The organism is Pseudomonas bijieensis, from assembly GCF_013347965.1.
Classification (GTDB): domain Bacteria; phylum Pseudomonadota; class Gammaproteobacteria; order Pseudomonadales; family Pseudomonadaceae; genus Aquipseudomonas; species Aquipseudomonas bijieensis.
Genome location: NZ_CP048810.1, coordinates 1812709 through 1830223, shown reverse-complemented (window position 1 = coordinate 1830223; position 17515 = coordinate 1812709). Strand labels below are relative to the sequence as shown.

The 17515-nt window shown below is 62.0% G+C and carries 12 protein-coding genes and 1 pseudogene; 6 read left to right on the top strand and 7 right to left on the bottom strand.

Annotated features, from left to right (window positions below):
* Window positions 1-246 precede the first annotated feature (246 nt).
* The gene (locus GN234_RS07705; protein WP_109751735.1) at window positions 247-480 is read right to left on the bottom strand and encodes a DUF3203 family protein; all 234 of its coding nucleotides are present in this window, start codon (window positions 478-480) and stop codon (window positions 247-249) included.
* A 136-nt stretch (window positions 481-616) separates the two neighbouring features.
* Here GN234_RS07705 and GN234_RS07700 point away from each other — a divergent pair, with 136 nt between their 5' ends.
* Entirely contained in the window at window positions 617-1117 is a 501-nt protein-coding gene (locus GN234_RS07700) for an MgtC/SapB family protein (RefSeq protein ID WP_109751736.1), read from the top strand.
* Between the two features lie 148 nt (window positions 1118-1265).
* On the opposite strand, the gene GN234_RS07695 is transcribed toward GN234_RS07700, so the two are convergent.
* Window positions 1266-1430 (bottom strand): hypothetical protein, encoded by a 165-nt coding sequence (locus GN234_RS07695; protein ID WP_013692690.1) that lies wholly within the window; start codon window positions 1428-1430, stop codon window positions 1266-1268.
* Window positions 1431-1643: 213 nt separating this feature from the next.
* Between GN234_RS07695 and GN234_RS07690 the strand changes: the two genes are divergently transcribed.
* The 3 genes from GN234_RS07690 to glgB all read left to right on the top strand — a co-directional run bounded on the left by GN234_RS07690 (window position 1644) and on the right by glgB (window position 9413).
* Window positions 1644-3641 carry an alpha-1,4-glucan--maltose-1-phosphate maltosyltransferase gene (locus tag GN234_RS07690; protein ID WP_176688205.1) on the top strand — a complete coding sequence of 666 codons (1998 nt, stop codon included), beginning with the start codon at window positions 1644-1646 and terminating at the stop codon, window positions 3639-3641.
* A gap of 181 nt (window positions 3642-3822) precedes the next feature.
* On the top strand, window positions 3823-7167 hold the full coding sequence (treS, locus tag GN234_RS07685; RefSeq protein WP_163854504.1) for a maltose alpha-D-glucosyltransferase: 3345 nt from the start codon (window positions 3823-3825) through the stop codon (window positions 7165-7167).
* An 11-nt stretch (window positions 7168-7178) separates the two neighbouring features.
* Window positions 7179-9413 (top strand): 1,4-alpha-glucan branching protein GlgB, encoded by a 2235-nt coding sequence (glgB, locus tag GN234_RS07680; RefSeq protein ID WP_176688204.1) that lies wholly within the window; start codon window positions 7179-7181, stop codon window positions 9411-9413.
* Window positions 9414-9663: 250 nt separating this feature from the next.
* Here glgB and gudD read toward each other — a convergent pair whose 3' ends face one another.
* Together gudD and GN234_RS07670 are read right to left on the bottom strand one after the other, a co-directional pair.
* Window positions 9664-11007 carry a glucarate dehydratase gene (gene gudD, locus GN234_RS07675; RefSeq protein WP_109751741.1) on the bottom strand — a complete coding sequence of 448 codons (1344 nt, stop codon included), beginning with the start codon at window positions 11005-11007 and terminating at the stop codon, window positions 9664-9666.
* A 29-nt stretch (window positions 11008-11036) separates the two neighbouring features.
* Window positions 11037-12383, bottom strand: coding sequence for an MFS transporter (locus tag GN234_RS07670; RefSeq protein WP_109751742.1), 1347 nt, complete (start codon window positions 12381-12383; stop codon window positions 11037-11039).
* A gap of 334 nt (window positions 12384-12717) precedes the next feature.
* On the opposite strand from GN234_RS07670, the gene GN234_RS07665 reads away from it, so the two are divergent.
* Window positions 12718-13431, top strand: a complete 714-nt coding sequence (locus GN234_RS07665) for a FadR/GntR family transcriptional regulator (RefSeq protein ID WP_116831964.1) — start codon at window positions 12718-12720, stop codon at window positions 13429-13431.
* Between the two features lie 387 nt (window positions 13432-13818).
* Here GN234_RS07665 and GN234_RS07660 read toward each other — a convergent pair whose 3' ends face one another.
* The 3 genes from GN234_RS07660 to GN234_RS07650 are packed head-to-tail and all read right to left on the bottom strand — an operon-like array spanning window position 13819 to window position 16411.
* Window positions 13819-15000 carry an acetyl-CoA C-acetyltransferase gene (locus GN234_RS07660; RefSeq protein ID WP_109751744.1) on the bottom strand — a complete coding sequence of 394 codons (1182 nt, stop codon included), beginning with the start codon at window positions 14998-15000 and terminating at the stop codon, window positions 13819-13821.
* An 11-nt stretch (window positions 15001-15011) separates the two neighbouring features.
* Complete coding sequence (locus tag GN234_RS07655) at window positions 15012-15677, bottom strand: CoA transferase subunit B (protein ID WP_003180355.1); 666 nt, start codon at window positions 15675-15677, stop codon at window positions 15012-15014.
* A gap of 35 nt (window positions 15678-15712) precedes the next feature.
* The gene (locus GN234_RS07650) at window positions 15713-16411 is read right to left on the bottom strand and encodes a CoA transferase subunit A (protein ID WP_176688203.1); all 699 of its coding nucleotides are present in this window, start codon (window positions 16409-16411) and stop codon (window positions 15713-15715) included.
* Window positions 16412-16553: 142 nt separating this feature from the next.
* On the opposite strand from GN234_RS07650, the pseudogene GN234_RS07645 reads away from it, so the two are divergent.
* A pseudogene (locus GN234_RS07645) lies at window positions 16554-17448 on the top strand (LysR substrate-binding domain-containing protein).
* Window positions 17449-17515: the final 67 nt, after the last annotated feature.

The window sequence follows — 17515 nt, the reverse complement described above, 5'->3', positions numbered from 1 at the left end:
GACCATGGAACTGTTTGCATAACAGACTCAGGTGTTTTGATAAAAACCGGATCAGATGCCGCGAAACCCAGGCGCTGCGACACTTTGATGCACCCGAGGGAAAGCGAACAACATCTGTGCCAAGGATCTGTGGGAGCAAAGCTTGCTCGCGATACAGGCACCTCGGTTCAAGAGGTATCGTGTTGTTCTTATCGCGAGCAAGCTTTGCTCCGACGGATTGAATACCTCGCAGAGGCGTCAACGGGCTCAGATCGCCGAGCCGCTGTCCGTGGCCTTCAGGTGCTTGCGCCCGTCGGTCGCGCCGGCCACGGTCAGGGCATCGGCTTCGGCCTCGGTGATGTAGACCAGGTCGCCATTGATCTTCACGGCTGACATGGCCTTGTCCGGGTCGGTGATGATGGTCAGCTGGCTGGCGGGGCGCTGTTGCGGGCCACTGGCACTGTCGAAATAGCAGGTCTGGTTTTCGATACGTATAGGCATGGCAGCACTTCCTCGTTATGTCCTGAACATTAGGCGTAGCCCGGTAGCCAGGGTTCGTCGCGCCTGATCAGCGGTCGAGCGCACCTCTGGCTTCGCTTGCGGTCCATCATGTATCGAATGGAAAAGAGGACGGTCCATGGAAGCCTGGTGGCATGAAGTCTGGATGACCCTGCAGGCGGAATTCGCCGACATCACCGATGCCCAGCAGATGACCCGGGTCACGGTGCGCCTGGTCATGGCCGCATTGCTGGGTGGCATCCTGGGGTTCGAGCGCGAACACAAGGGCAAGGCGGCCGGCGTGCGCACCCACATGCTCGTGGCCCTGGGGGCCGCGTTGTTCGTGCTGGTGCCGCAGATGTCCGGATCCCAGGCCGACGCCATGAGCCGGGTGATCCAAGGCATTGTCGCCGGCATCGGTTTTCTCGGCGCGGGCACGATCCTGAAGAACAATGATGGCGACGAAGGTCATGTAAAAGGCCTGACCACCGCTGCCGGCCTGTGGATGACCGCCGCCATCGGCGTCGCTGCCGGGCTGGGCCGGGAGGCGACGGCGGTGCTCAGCACGGTGCTGGCGCTGGTGATCTTCAGTGTGATGCCGGTGATCGTCCGGGCGCTGGAGAGGGAGAACAAGCCGTGACCGTGATCCCAGCCAGAACACACCATTCAATGTGGGAGCGGGCTTGCTCGCGAAAGCGGTGTGTCAGTCGATGAAAACCTTGGCTGACACACCGCCTTCGCGAGCAAGCCCGCTCCCACAGGTTTTTTGTTATCCACTAGTCTGTTGATCAAACCCGCTCCGGCGGCGCCTCGCTCGGCGGGTCACCCAGCGGCGGTTGTGGGTCCAGCGGCGGGTCCTTCTCGGGAATCGGTTCCGGATCAGGACCGGGTGGAGGCAAGGTGGGGTCGTCGATGTTCGGGTCAGGTGTTTCAGCCGGGATGGGAATATTCATCGGGACGGGTCTCCGTGACGCACATGGCTTGAGTCGTGCTTATTGTTGTTGACCACCTTGCATCGGCTTTTGATCCCCGCGATGCATCGGGGCAAATCCCTCTGAACTTTTAACCGCTGATTCGGTTCGGAGTTTAAGTGAGTTTTTTTCAGGGACCCGTTGGGCCTTTACCGCCACAAGCGCGTCCATGGGGCGTAAAAGGAGCGATGCTCGATGATTGCCGAATACCCGACCGACCTGGCCTACAACCCGCATCTGCCGCTGTCTCAAGCCTTGCTGTTGCCGCGTATCGCTATTGAAAACACCATGCCGGTGATCGACGGCGGGCAGTTCGCCGCCAAGGCCGTGGTCGGGCAGGATGTGACGGTAACCAGCAAGGTCTTCGCCGATGGCCACGACAAGCTGGCCGTGCGCATCCGCTGGCGTGCGCTGCAGGACGAAGTATGGAACAGCGAAGTCATGAGCGACCTGGGTAACAACGGCTGGCGTGGCCAGTTCAATGTGCCGGAACAGGGCCGCTATGTGTTCTGTATCGAGGCCTGGATCGATCAGTTCGCCAGCTTTCGCTATGAGCTGGAGAAGAAATTCGGGGCAGGGGTGCCGATCAGCCTGGAGTTGCAGGAAGGGCGCAACCAGGTGCAAATGGCCGTCGAGCGCAGCACGGGAGAGTTGAGCGAGCAACTGGCGGCCTTGCACCACGAGCTCTCCGGTTTGCTGCCAACCGAGCAGGTGGAGCTGTTTCTGGCACCGCGCAGTGCCGATCTGATGTCCCTGGCCGATCATCGCCCGTACTTGAGCATCAGCCCTGAATACCCGTTGGATGTGGAGCGCAAGCTGTCCGAGTTTGCCAGCTGGTATGAGCTGTTTCCCCGTTCCATCACTGACGATCCCCAGCGCCACGGCACCTTCAAAGATGTGCATTCGCGCCTGGCGGTGATCCAGGACATGGGCTTCGACGTGTTGTACTTCCCGCCGATCCACCCCATCGGTCGCAGTTTCCGCAAAGGCCCGAACAATTCCCTCACCGCCGGTCCCGACGACCCGGGCAGCCCATATGCCATTGGCAGCGAGGAGGGTGGGCACGAGGCCATTCACCCGCAATTGGGTAGCCGCGAAGACTTCCGGCGCCTGGTGGCGGCGGCCGCTGATCACGGCCTGGAGATTGCCCTGGATTTCGCGATCCAGTGTTCCCAGGACCACCCTTGGCTCAAACAGCATCCGGGCTGGTTCAGCTGGCGACCGGACGGCACGATCAAATACGCGGAAAACCCGCCGAAGAAATACCAGGACATCGTCAACGTTGATTTCTACGCGGCCGATGCGATTCCCAGCCTGTGGACGGAGTTGCGCGACATCGTGGTGGGTTGGGTCAAGGAAGGCGTGAAGATATTCCGCGTCGACAACCCTCACACCAAGCCGCTGCCATTCTGGCAATGGCTGATCGCCGATGTTCGAACCCAATACCCTGAAGTGATCTTCCTGGCTGAAGCGTTCACCACGCCGGCCATGATGGCGCGGCTGGGCAAGGTCGGTTATTCCCAGAGCTACACCTATTTCACCTGGCGTAACACCAAGGCCGAGCTGGCGACCTACTTCAGCGAACTCAATGAATCGCCTTGGCGCGAATGCTACCGGCCGAACTTTTTCGTCAATACGCCGGACATCAACCCGGCCTTTCTCCATGAGTCAGGGCGCCCGGGTTTTCTGATCCGCGCAGCCCTGGCGACCATGGGCTCAGGTTTGTGGGGCATGTATTCGGGCTTCGAACTGTGCGAATCGGCACCGGTGCCGGGCAAGGAGGAGTACCTCGATTCAGAGAAGTACGAGATCCGCCCCCGGGACTTCACCGCCCCGGGCAACATCGTTGCCGAGATCGCCCAGCTCAACCGCATTCGCCGGCAGAACCCGGCCTTGCACACGCATTTGGGCCTGAAGATCTACAACGCCTGGAACGACAACATTCTCTATTTCGGCAAGCGCACGCCCGACGGCAGCAATTTCATCCTGGTGGCGGTGAGCCTCGATCCGCACACCCCCCAGGAAGCCAGTTTTGAATTGCCGCTGTGGGAGATGGGCCTGCCTGACGACGCCCAGACCCAGGGCGAGGATTTGATGAACGGACATCGCTGGACCTGGTACGGCAAGTACCAGTTCATGCGGATTGATCCGGCGTACCAGCCGTTCGGGATCTGGCGGATCAGCGTGGCGTAAGGCTGTGGGAGCAAGGCTTGCCCGCGATGAAGATGACGCGGTCTCCTGAGGAACGGAGGCGCCTGTATCGCGAGCAAGCTTTGCTCCCACAAAGCGGTACGGTTTCGCTGAATCCCCTCGCCACAAAAAGACCTCACAAGCCTGTATCCCGCGGCTTTATTGAATTCATCAGGAGTTGCAAATGGCGAAGAAACCCCGGTCTGCCACCTTTATCAAAGACCCGCTCTGGTACAAGGACGCGGTGATTTACCAGGTCCACGTAAAATCCTATTTCGACTCCAATAACGACGGGATCGGTGACTTTCCCGGCCTGATCGAGAAACTCGACTACATTGCCGACTTGGGCGTCAACACCATCTGGCTGCTGCCGTTCTATCCTTCGCCCCGGCGCGACGACGGTTATGACATTGCCGAATACCGTGGCGTCAGCGCCGACTACGGGACCATGGCCGATGCGCGGCGCTTCATTGCCGAAGCCCACAAGCGCAACCTGCGGGTGATCACCGAGCTGGTCATCAACCACACCTCGGACCAACACCCCTGGTTCCAACGCGCGCGCAAGGCCAAGCCGGGTTCGAAGGCGCGGGACTTCTACGTCTGGTCCGATGACGACCACAAGTACGACGGCACGCGGATCATTTTCCTCGACACCGAGAAGTCCAACTGGACCTGGGATCCGGTGGCGGGCCAGTACTTCTGGCACCGTTTCTATTCCCACCAGCCCGACCTCAATTTCGACAACCCGCAAGTGATCAAGGCGGTGTTGTCGGTGATGCGCTACTGGCTGGACATGGGCATCGACGGCCTGCGCCTGGACGCCATCCCGTACCTGATCGAGCGCGACGGCACCAATAACGAAAACCTGCCCGAGACCCATGACGTTCTGAAGCTGATCCGCGCCGAGATCGACGCCAACTACCCCGACCGCATGTTGCTGGCCGAAGCCAACCAGTGGCCGGAAGACACGCAGTTGTACTTCGGTGATGTCGACGCCCAAGGGCTGAACGGTGACGAATGCCACATGGCTTTCCACTTTCCGCTGATGCCACGCATGTACATGGCGCTGGCCCAGGAAGATCGCTTCCCGATCACCGACATCCTGCGCCAGACTCCAGAGATTCCCGCCAACTGCCAGTGGGCGATTTTCCTGCGCAACCATGATGAGCTGACCCTGGAAATGGTCACCGACAAGGAGCGCGACTACCTGTGGAACTATTATGCGGCTGACCGCCGGGCGCGTATCAACCTGGGCATTCGCCGGCGCTTGGCGCCGTTGGTGGAGCGCGATCGTCGACGCGTAGAGCTGCTCAACAGCCTGCTGCTGTCGATGCCCGGCACGCCGACGCTGTACTACGGCGATGAAATCGGCATGGGCGACAACATCTATCTGGGCGACCGCGATGGCGTGCGTACGCCGATGCAGTGGTCCATCGACCGCAACGGCGGTTTCTCCCGCGCCGACCCGGCCAGCCTGGTGCTGCCGCCGATCATGGACCCGCTGTATGGCTACCAGTCGGTCAACGTCGAGACCCAGGCCGGCGATCCGCACTCGCTGCTCAACTGGAACCGACGCATGCTGGCGGTGCGCAAACAGTCCAAGGCCTTCGGTCGTGGCACATTGAAAATGCTCTCGCCGAGCAATCGCCGGATCCTGGCCTATACCCGCGAATACACCGGCCCCGACGGCAAGCACGAAATCATCCTGTGCGTGGCCAACGTGTCCCGCAGCGCCCAGGCCGCCGAACTGGACCTGTCGGCCTACGCCGGCATGGTCCCGGTGGAAATGCTGGGCGGTAATGCCTTCCCACCGATCGGTCAGTTGAACTTCCTGCTGACCCTGGCGCCGTACGGCTTCTATTGGTTCGCCCTGGCGGCAGAAAACCAGATGCCGAGCTGGCACGTGGAACCGGCCCAGAGCCTGCCGGACTTCACCACCCTGGTGCTGAAAAAACGCCTGGAGGAATTGCTCGAGGCGCCATCGCGCACCACCTTGGAGCAAACCATCCTGCCGAGCTGGTTGCAGAACCGGCGCTGGTTCGCCGGCAAGGACAGTGCGATCGAGAAGGTGGAGATTGTCTATGGCGTGCGCTTCGGTGATCCGCAGCATCCGGTGTTGCTCAGCGAAATCGACGTCACCAGCGCTGGCCAGACCCTGCGCTATCAACTGCCGTTCGGCCTGCTGCCTGAAGACCAGGTGGGCGCGGCGTTGCCGCAACAATTGGCGTTGTCCCGTGTACGTCGGGTTCGCCAGGTCGGTCTGATCACCGATGCGTTCAGCCTGGAGCATTTCATACGCGCCGTGCTGCAAGGCATGCAGGCCGGTACGGTACTGCCATGCACCGAAGGTGAATTGCGGTTCGAACCCACCGAAGGCTTGACCGCGTTGAACCTTGGGGCCGAGCCGGAGGTTCGCTACCTGTCCGCCGAACAATCCAACAGTTCGGTGGTGGTGGGGGGCAGCCTGGTACTCAAGCTGATCCGCAAGGTCGCTTCGGGTGTACACCCGGAACTGGAAATGAGCGCCTATCTCACCGCTGCCGGCTTCGGCAACATCTCACCGTTGCTGGGCTCGGTGGTTCGCCGCGACGCCCAGGGTGAGGATTCGTTGCTGATGATCGCCCAGGGTTACTTGAGCAATCAGGGCGATGCCTGGGAGTGGACCCAGAATAACCTCGAGCGCGCCTTGCGCGATGAGCTGGCGGACGCGGTGTCCGAGCAGGAGCAACATTACAACGCCCTGGGCGAACTCAAGGACTTCGCCGGCATGCTCGGCCAGCGCCTGGGGGAAATGCACCAGTTGCTGGCCCAGGCCACCGACAACCCGGACTTCGCGCCGCTGACCACCAACGCCAAGGAAACCCAGGCCATCGGCAAGGATGTGGCCGCCCAAGTGGAAAATGCCTTGCGCCTGCTCAAGCAGAACCAGGGCCAATTGAATCCTGTGGACCAGGCCATGGTCGCACGCTTGCTGGAGCACAAGAAAACCATCCTGGCCCATGTCCAGGAGCTGGCTGGCAAGGCCGTCGGCGGCTTGCGCATCCGCGTCCATGGCGACCTGCACCTGGGGCAGGTGCTGGTGATCAAGGGCGATGCCTACCTGATCGACTTCGAAGGTGAGCCGGCGCGACCATTGCATGAACGACGGGGCAAGCACAGCCCGTACAAGGACGTCAGTGGCGTGCTGCGCTCCTTCGATTATGCGGCGGCCATGGCGATCCACTTGCACACCGTCGACAGTACGGCCGATGCCGATGCGGCGCGGCAACGGGTCGCCGATCGTTATTTGAAAGAGGCTCGCCAGGCATTTGTCGAGGCATATCGGCTGGCGGCAGCTAGTCTTGCCCATGAGTGGAAGGATGCTGAAGGCGAAGACGCCGCGCTGGCGTTGTTCGGCCTGGAGAAGGCGGCCTATGAAGTGGCCTATGAAGCCGAGAATCGCCCCACCTGGCTGCCCGTGCCGTTGCATGGTCTGGTCGGGTTGTTAAGTGGGCTGCAACCCTTTTCCGACGTAGCCGGACCGATTTAGTGGAGAGAATCATGAGTGTCTCGAACAAAGAACCCCAGGGGCAGACCAAGGAGTCATTGCTGCCGGCCCCCCATGACATCGACGCGCTGGTGCGTGCCGAACATCACGACCCGTTTTCCATCCTCGGCCCCCATGGCGACGGTGCCGGCGGGCAATTCATCCGCGCTTACTTGCCCGGTGCGCTGAGCGTGCAGGTGCTCGCCCGTGACGGCGGTGAAGAGCTCGGTGAGCTGCAACAGACCGAAACCCCGGGCCTGTTCGTCGGCCATTTCGATCATGCCCAGGCGTACTTGCTGCGCACCCGTTGGGCCGGCGGCGAACAGGTGGCCGAAGACCCCTACAGCTTCGGTCCGTTGCTGGGGGAGATGGATCTCTACCTGTTTGGCGAGGGTAATCACCGCGACCTCAGTTCCTGCCTCGGTGCGCAACTGACCACCGTCGATGGTGTCGACGGCGTGCGCTTCGCGGTCTGGGCGCCGAACGCCCGGCGCGTTTCGGTGGTCGGGGATTTCAACGTCTGGGACGGGCGTCGGCATCCGATGCGCATCCGCTATCCATCCGGCGTGTGGGAGTTGTTCATTCCGCGGCTCGGTGCGGGCGAAGGCTACAAATATGAAATTCTCGGTGCCCACGGCATCCTGCCACTCAAGGCCGACCCGGTGGCCCTGGCCACGCAGATGCCGCCAGACACGGCGTCGAAAGTCGCCGCGCCCTTGAAGATCGAGTGGCAGGACGATGAGTGGATGCAGCACCGTCGCGAGCGCCAGCTCCCGGGTGCGCCGCTGTCGATCTACGAATTGCACGCCGGTTCCTGGCAGTGCGAAATCGACGAGGCGGGGGAGGTGGCCCGGCAATACAACTGGCATGAACTGGCCGAGCGCCTGATCCCGTACGTCAAGGACCTGGGGTTCACCCACATCGAGCTGATGCCGATCATGGAGCATCCATTCGGTGGCTCCTGGGGCTATCAGCCGCTGTCACAATTCGCGCCGACGGCACGCTTTGGCTCGCCGGACGATTTCGCGGCGTTCGTCAACGCCTGCCACCAGGCCGATATCGGCATCATCCTCGACTGGGTGCCGGCGCATTTCCCCACTGACACCCACGGCCTGGCCCAGTTCGATGGCACCGCGCTGTACGAATACGGCAACCCGCTGGAAGGCTTCCACCAGGATTGGGACACGCTGATCTACAACCTGGGCCGCACCGAAGTCCACGGTTTCATGCTGGCGTCGGCGCTGCACTGGCTCAAGCATTTCCACATCGATGGCCTGCGGGTGGATGCCGTGGCCTCGATGTTGTACCGCGACTATTCGCGCAAGGCAGGGGAGTGGGTGCCCAACCGCCACGGCGGGCGCGAAAACCTCGAAGCCATCGATTTCCTGCGCCACCTCAACGATGTGGTGGCATTGGAAACCCCTGGCGCACTGGTCATCGCTGAAGAGTCCACTGCGTGGCCGGGCGTCAGCCAGAGCACCCAGCAGGGCGGCCTGGGTTTCGCCTACAAGTGGAACATGGGCTGGATGCACGATTCGCTGCACTACATCCAGCAAGACCCGGTGTACCGCGCCCATCACCATAACGAACTGAGTTTCGGCCTGGTGTATGCCTGGTCCGAGCGCTTCGTCCTGCCGATTTCCCACGACGAAGTGGTCCATGGCAAACGCTCGCTGATCGACAAGATGCCCGGTGATCGCTGGCAGAAATTTGCCAACCTGAGGGCCTATCTCAGCTTCATGTGGGGTCATCCGGGCAAGAAGCTGTTGTTCATGGGCTGTGAGTTCGGCCAATGGCGCGAGTGGAACCATGACCAGCAATTGGACTGGTACCTGCTGCAATACCCCGAGCACCGTGGCGTGCAGAGGCTGGTGAGCGATCTGAACCGACTCTATCGCGAAGAGCCGGCGCTGCATGACCAGGATGATGCGCCCCAAGGCTTCCAGTGGTTGATTGGCGACGATGCGCTCAACAGCGTCTACGCCTGGCTGCGCTGGAGCAAGGATGGCCGGCCGGTGCTGGTGGTCGCCAACTTCACACCGGTGCCGCGCGAGGCCTACCGGGTCGGCGTGCCATTCGCCGGGCGCTGGGTGGAACTGCTCAACAGTGATGCCGACACCTACGCCGGTTCCAACTACGGCAACGGCGGCGGTGCCTCCACCGAAGAGGTGCCCAGCCATGGCCAGGCGCTGTCGCTGGAACTCAACCTGCCGCCGTTGGCGGTGTTGATCCTGCGGCCGGAGGGCTAGCCACGCAGTCCCCTGTGGGAGCGAGCCTGCTCGCGATGCGGTCTGCCTGAAAAGGTGATGTCGGATGTGCCGCCGTCATCGCGAGCAGGCTCGCTCCCACAAGGAGTCATGGGTGACTTCAAGCTCATGGGCACCATCGACCAAGTGTGGGAGCGAGCTTGCTCGCGATAGCGGCGTGTCAGTCAACATCAATGTGGCTGATCCACCACCATCGCGAGCAAGCTCGCTCCCACAGGGGGGCAGAGTTGTTTCAGCGAACCAGACACGGCCGCTTGTTGTTGAACGTCCAGCCTGGAATCAGGTACTGCATCGCCACGGCATCGTCCCGCGCCCCTAGTCCCATGCCTTTGTACAGCTCATGGGCCTTGGCCAACTGGTCCGTGTCCAACTCGATCCCCAGCCCCGGTTTTTTCGGCACCTGCACGCAGCCGCCCTGGATCTGCAAGGGCGCCTTGGTCAGCCGCTGGCCGTCCTGCCAGATCCAGTGGGTGTCGATGGCGGTGATGTCGCCCGGTGCGGCGGCGGCCACGTGGGTGAACATCGCCAGGGAAATGTCGAAATGGTTGTTGGAGTGCGAGCCCCAGGTCAGGCCCCATTCATTGCACATCTGCGCCACGCGCACGGAGCCTTGCATGGTCCAGAAGTGCGGATCGGCCAGGGGAATGTCCACTGACTGCAAGGTGATGGCGTGGCCCATCTCGCGCCAGTCGGTGGCAATCATGTTGGTGGCGGTCTTCAGGCCCGTGGCACGGCGGAACTCGGCCATGACCTCGCGACCGGAATAGCCGTTCTCGGCACCGCAGGGGTCTTCGGCGTAGGCCAGCACTTTGTGCTGGTCGCGACACAAACGGACCGCTTCCTTGAGTGACCAGGCACCGTTCGGGTCCAGGGTGATGCGGGCCTGGGGAAAGCGCTCGGCCAGTGCGGTGACCGCTTCGATTTCCTCATCGCCGTTGAGCACACCGCCCTTGAGCTTGAAATCCTGGAAGCCGTAGCGAGCGTGGGCGGCTTCGGCCAGGCGCACCACGGCGGCGGCGTCCAGGGCTTTCTCATGGCGTACACGGAACCAGTCGTTGTCGGCGTCCGGTTCGCTGCGATAGGGCAGGTCGGTCTGCTGGCGATCACCGACGTAAAACAGGTAGCCGAGCATCTTCACCTCATCGCGTTGCTGGCCTTCGCCGAGCAGGGCGGCGACCGGTACGTCCAGGTGCTGGCCGAGCAGGTCCAGCAAGGCCGCTTCCAGACCGGTCACCGCGTGGATGGTGATGCGCAGGTCGAAGGTCTGCAGGCCACGGCCGCCGGCATCGCGGTCGGCGAAGGCGTGGCGCACGGTGTTGAGGATCTTCTGGTACGTACCGATGGGGCTACCGACCACCAGCGAGCGGGCGTCTTCGAGGGTCTGGCGAATGCGCTCGCCACCGGGGACTTCGCCCACGCCGGTGTGACCGGCGTTGTCCTTGAGGATGACGATGTTGCGGGTGAAGAACGGGCCGTGGGCGCCGCTGAGGTTCAGCAGCATGCCGTCATGGCCGGCCACGGGCACGATCTGCATGCTGGTGATGATCGGGGCTTTGCTGGCTTCTGGAGGAGTCATGTGCACTTATCCTTGAACGAATCGAGTAATCAAACGTGGCTGGCGGCAGGGTTGGCCGGCGTCGGTGCCGACTTGGGTTTAGGCGTATTGCGCGCGGCAAACACAATGATCGCGGCAACGATCGAGGTGGCTGCCAGGCCATAGAGGCCGCCCTGGATCGAACCGGTGTGCTGTTCCAGCAGGCCGAAGGTGGTCGGGGCGACGAACCCGCCGAGGTTGCCCACCGAGTTGATCAGGGCAATCACCCCGGCTGCGATCCGGGCGTCCAGGTAGGCCTGGGGAATCGGCCAGAACAGCGACGACGCCGACTTGAAGCCCAAGGCCGCGAAACAGATGGCGACAAAGGCGAAGATCGGCCCGCCAGTGGTGGACATGAACATGCCGGCGGCGGCGATCAACAAGGCTGCGGCGACCCAGGCCTGCTGAAACTTCCATTTGGCCGACAGCGAAGCGAAGGCGTACATGCCGACGATCGACAGCAACCACGGGATCGAGTTGAACAGCCCGACCTGGATGTCGCTCAGGTCGCCCATCTTCTTGATGATGCTCGGCAGCCAGAACGTGGCGGCGTAGATCGTCAGCTGGATGAAGAAGTAGATCAGGCAGAACAGGATGATCTGCCGGTCCTTGAGCAACTTGCCGATGGACAGTTTGATCGGCGAGGCGGCTTCGCGCGCTCGTTGTTCATCATCGATGGTCTTGACCAGCACGTCTTGTTCTTCACGGCTCAGCCATTTGGCGTCATGGGGCTTGGAATCCAGCCAGAACCAGACGAACACGCACAGGCAGACGGAGAACATCCCTTCGATGAAGTACATCCACTGCCAGCCGTGCATGCCCAGGCCGTTGATCTGCAGGAGCAGCCCCGACAGCGGGCCGGAGATCAGCGAGGCAATGGCCGAACCGCTGAGGAAGATGGCGATGGCTTTGCCGCGCTCGACACCCGGCAACCAGCGAGTGAAGTAGTAGATCACCCCGGGGAAGAAACCGGCTTCGGCCACGCCCAGCAGGAAACGCAGGATGTAGAAGTGGGTTTCGTTCTGGATGAAGGCCATGCCCGCTGCCACCAGGCCCCAGGTGAGCATGATGCGGGTCAGCCAGATGCGCGCGCCGATTCTCTGCAAGAGGATGTTGGACGGGACTTCGAACAGCGCGTAGCCGATGAAGAACAGGCCGGCACCAAAGCCATAGGCCGCGGCACCGATACCCAGGTCGTGCTCCATGTGGGCGCGCACGAAGCCGATGTTCACGCGGTCGATGTAGTTGACGATAAACATGATGACGAACAGCGGCAGGATGTGGCGCTTGACCTTGGCGATGGCCGACAGCAGCACCGGATCCGCTCCGGCATTCGCCTTGAGGCTGGATGTGTTCACTGGTTTTTCTCCCACTCGTTATTTTTATGCGGGCATCGTGCAGGTGCCGATGTTGATAGACATCATACAACTTGATTTTTTTGGATGACAAGCAGTTTTTCAGCATTATTGGATTGGGCGAATAGCGTTTTTATGCCGTATTTGCTGGGCTTTTCCAGTCTGGCTGATTTTATTCAGCGTCTGCCTGGCCTGGGCTAAGCAGTTTTTTGAAAGGGTGATCAGCGCTGAGAAGGACCGATCTTGAGTGTTGTCATACAAGTTGGAGGCGTGACGATGAGATTTCCCACGCCCGCTGGTGATACGATCAGTCAGCCTGTTTTCGAGGAACCCGGCGATGCCGCAAGACACCGACGCGCCCCTGCGCAAGCGTACCCATAACCTGGCCCATGACCTGGTGGCGAAGCTGAGCCAGAGCATCTTGCTGGGGCAGTTGAAGCCGGGCGAGAAGTTGCCATCGGAAGGTGCCATCGTGCAGGCCCATGGCGTCAGCCGGACGGTGGTGCGCGAGGCGATTTCCAAATTGCAGGCTTCGGGGCTGGTGGAGACCCGCCACGGCATCGGTACCTTTGTGCTGGCGCAGACCGGCGAGCCTGGGCTGCGGCTCAATGTCGACACTGCGGCGGGTGTGCGGGCCATCCTGGAACTGCGCCTGGGCCTGGAAACCCAGGCAGTCGCCCTGGCGGCCCAGCGCCGCAGCGAACGCCAGTTGCAGCAGATGCGCCAGGCCCTGGATGACTATCAGCGCTTGTCCAGCAGCAACGACAGCTGTGTCGAAGCCGACCGGCGTTTCCATTTGCTTATCGCCGAAGCCACGGACAACGCCTGTTTTGTCGAAATCATGCAGCATCTGGGCAGTGCGATGATCCCCAGGACGCGAGTGAATGTGGCCGAACGCGGCCAGGCTGACCTGAGCAAACTGGCGCAACTGGCCAACCTGGAGCACGAGGCGATCTTCAACGCAATCAAGCGCCAGGACCCGGACGCCGCCCGCGCTGCCATGTGGTTGCACCTGACCAACAGCCGTGACCGGTTTGGCGCGGGTACCTGAAGGCTCATCGTCGCCTGACCTGTCGCTATCGCGAGCAGGCTCGCTCCCACAGGAGAGTTCTTGGGTGTTCACAGACGCAGTGTCCGCCGCAGATCCAGTGTGGGAGCCAAGCTTGCTCGCGATGACGGCGGCACATTCAACATCTCCGCAAGCTGACCCAGCGCTATCGCGAGCAAGCTAGGCTCCCACAGGGATTTGTGGTGAATGCAAGGTCAGTGAACACTGGAGATCCACTGTGGGAGCGAGCCTGCTCGCGATGAGGCCGGCAGCCCACGCTCAAAACCAGCGGGCAAAAAAAACCGGCGCAACCGAGATTGCGCCGGTGGTGGTGCCAGCGGTCGTGCGGATATTCGTGGGTCCGCACAACCACCGTTGAACCTGTGTCGGTTACGCCCGCTCCAGCGCCAGGGCCACGCCTTGGCCGCCGCCGATGCACAGTGTCGCGAGGCCTTTCTTGGCGTCGCGCTTGATCATTTCATGCAGCAGCGACACCAGGACCCGGCATCCCGATGCGCCGATAGGGTGGCCCAGGGCGATGGCGCCGCCATTGACGTTGACCTTGTCCATGTCCCATTTCAATTCCCGGGCCACGGCCAGCGACTGGGCGGCGAAGGCTTCGTTGGCTTCGACCAGGTCCAGTTGCTCCAGCGACCAGCCGGCCTTGTCCAGGCAGCGACGGGTGGCCGAAACCGGGCCAATGCCCATGATCGCCGGGTCGACGCCAGCATTGGCATAGGCGCTGATCTTTGCCAGCACGGGCAGGCCCAGGGCCTTGGCTTTTTCCGCGCTCATCAGGATCACCGCGGCAGCGCCATCGTTCAGCGACGAAGCGTTGCCGGCGGTGACGCTGCCGTCCTTCTTGAAGGCAGGCTTGAGCTTGCCCAGGGATTCGGCGGTGGTGCCGGCGCGTGGTTGTTCGTCGGTGGCGAACGCCACGGGATCGCCTTTGCGCTGGGGAATAAGGATCGGCGTGATCTCATCGGCGAACCGACCGCCCTCGATGGCGGCCACGGCCTTCTGTTGGGAAGCGGCGGCGAAAGCGTCCTGCTCCTCACGGCTGATGCCGTACTTGTCCACCAGGTTCTCGGCGGTGATGCCCATGTGGTAGTCGTTGAAGGCATCCCACAAACCGTCGGTGATCATGCTGTCGATCATCTTCGCGTGGCCCATGCGCAGGCCGGTGCGGGCGGCCGGCAGTACGTAGGGGGCCAGGCTCATGTTCTCCATGCCGCCGGCGATGATGACCTCTGCGTCGCCACAGCGGATCGCCTGGGCGCCCAGGTGCAACGCCTTGAGGCCCGAACCGCAGACCTTGTTCAGGGTCAGCGCCGGCACCGCGTGGGGCAGGCCGGCGAGGATCGACGCCTGGCGCGCCGGGTTCTGTCCCGAGCCTGCGGTCAGCACCTGGCCGAGGATCACTTCATCGACCTGCTCGCCGGACAGGCCGGTTTGCTCCAGCAGGCGCCGAATCACCGCGGCACCGAGCTCCGGTGCGGGGATGGAAGCCAACGAACCCTGGAAACTGCCGATGGCGGTACGGGTAGCGGCGACAATCACGACTTCTTGCATCGAATCTCTCCTCACTGGGCAGCGAACTGCATTTCAGGCACATGGTCCGGCACGATCAATTTGCCGGCGGTCTTGGCGACGATTTCCTCGACGCTGACGCCCGGGGCACGTTCTTTCAGGATGAAGGCGCCGTCCTGGATTTCCAGGTAGGCCAAGTCGGTCAGCACGCGCTTGATGCAACCGGCGCCCGTCAGCGGCAGGCTGCAACGTGGCAGCAGTTTCGACTCGCCGTCCTTGGACGCGTGGGTCATGGTAACGATGATGTTCTCGGCGCCGGCCACCAGGTCCATCGCGCCGCCCATGCCCTTGACCAGCTTGCCGGGGATCATCCACGAGGCAATGTTGCCTTCCACATCCACTTCGAACGCGCCGAGCACGGTCAGGTCGATGTGGCCGCCACGGATCATGGCAAACGATTCGGCCGAAGAGAAGATCGACGCGCCGATGCGCGCGGTGACGGTCTGCTTGCCGGCGTTGATCATGTCGGCGTCGACTTCGGCTTCGGTGGGAAACGCGCCCATGCCAAGCAAGCCGTTTTCCGATTGCAGCATGACTTCCATGCCTTCGGGGATGTAGTTGGCGACCAGGGTCGGAATGCCGATGCCCAGGTTCACGTAGTAGCCGTCCTGCATTTCGCGGGCGACGCGCTGAGCCATTTGTTCGCGGGAAAGTGCCATGTTGTTATTCCTTCATTCGGGCCGGGGGCAGGGGATCACTTACGCACGGTGCGCTGTTCGATGCGCTTCTCGAATGTGCCGCAAATGACCCGGTCGACGTAGATGCCAGGGGTGTGGATCTGTGTCGGGTCCAGCTCGCCGGGTTCGACGATTTCTTCGACTTCCACCACGGTGATCTTGCCCGCCGTGGCGGCCAGCGGGTTGAAGTTCTGGGCGGTGTGGCGATAGATCACGTTGCCGAAATGGTCGGCTTTCCAGCCTTTGACGATGGCGAAATCGCCGGTGATGGATTCTTCCATCAGGTACTGGCGGCCATGGAATTCACGCACTTCCTTGCCTTCGGCCACTGGCGTGCCGACGCCGGTGGCGGTGAAGAAGGCCGGGATGCCGGCGCCACCGGCGCGCATTTTTTCGGCGAGGGTGCCTTGGGGGGTGAGTACGACTTCGATTTCGCCGCTCAGCAGTTGCTTCTCGAAGAGGGCGTTTTCGCCCACGTAGGAGGCCACCACCTTGCGGATCTGCCGGTCTTCCAGCAGCACGCCGAGGCCGAAACCGTCGACGCCACAGTTGTTGGAGACCACGGTGAGGTCGCGGATGCCCTTGCGCTTGATCTCGGCGATCAGGTTTTCCGGGATACCGCAGAGGCCGAAGCCGCCGGCGATGACGGTCATGCCGTCCTTCAAGCCTTTCAGCGCCTCTTCATAGGAACTCACGCGTTTGTCGAAACCTGCCATAGACACCTCTTTTATTCTTGATGGGGTCGCAATGAGATGCAGTGTTGCGCCAACTCATATATTTGTTAAGTTGATTTTTAGATTGGATTGATTGATAAAACTCAATAGTTCTCCCTTCGACACAACCGGACACCGAGCGCCCATGACCCTTAAGCAAGTCCGCGCCTTCCTCGCCGTGGCCCAGAGCCTGAGTTTCGCCGTGGCTTGCGAGCGATTGCATCTGTCCCAGTCAGCCCTGAGCCTTACCATCAAGGCCTTGGAAGAAGGCCTGGGCGGACGCTTGTTCAGTCGCAATACCCGTAACGTCGCACTGACCCCTGAAGGCGAATCCTTGTTGCCCCTGGCCCGGCGGCTGATCGCCGACTGGGACAATGCCGAGGACGAAATGCGCCAGCGCTTCACCTTGCAGCGTGGTCGCGTGACGTTGGCGGCGATGCCGTCGTTTGCCGGCAACCTGTTGCCACCGATCCTCAAGACCTTCCGCGCCCGTTATCCGAATGTCAATGTCACGGTCAACGACGTGATCAACGAACAGGTGCTGGAAATGGTCCGTGACCGGCATGTCGAATTGGGCGTGGCGTTCGAACCGATGCAGGGTTCGTCATTGGCGTTCACGCCCTTGTATCTCGATCGCTTCGTCGCGGTGGTGCCGCAGGACTCACCGCTTGCCCAGCGCGACGAAATCCACTGGGAGACTCTGCTGGAGCAACCATTCATCACGCTGCAACGCCCATCCACCGTACGGGTGATGCTGGAAGAGCATCTGCAGGCTCGGGGAATGAAGCTGCCCGTGGAGTTCGAGAGCCATCAGCTGGCGACAGTCGGGCGGATGGTCGCCAGCGGGTTGGGGGGTCAGTGCGGTACCAGCGTTGTGCGTCGGCCAGATGCACGAGCTGGGCGCCCGTTGCATCACCTTGAGCGATCCGGTGATCGAACGGGCCATCGGGGTACTGACCAAGCCGGGGCATGAATTGTCGGCGGCGGCGCAGGCGTTGTTCGATACGCTCAGGGATCAGGACTCGGCGCAGATTGACTGACTCCTGGGGGGAGCGAGCCTGCTCGCGATGCGGTGGCACATTCAACATAGATGCACGCTGAAATACC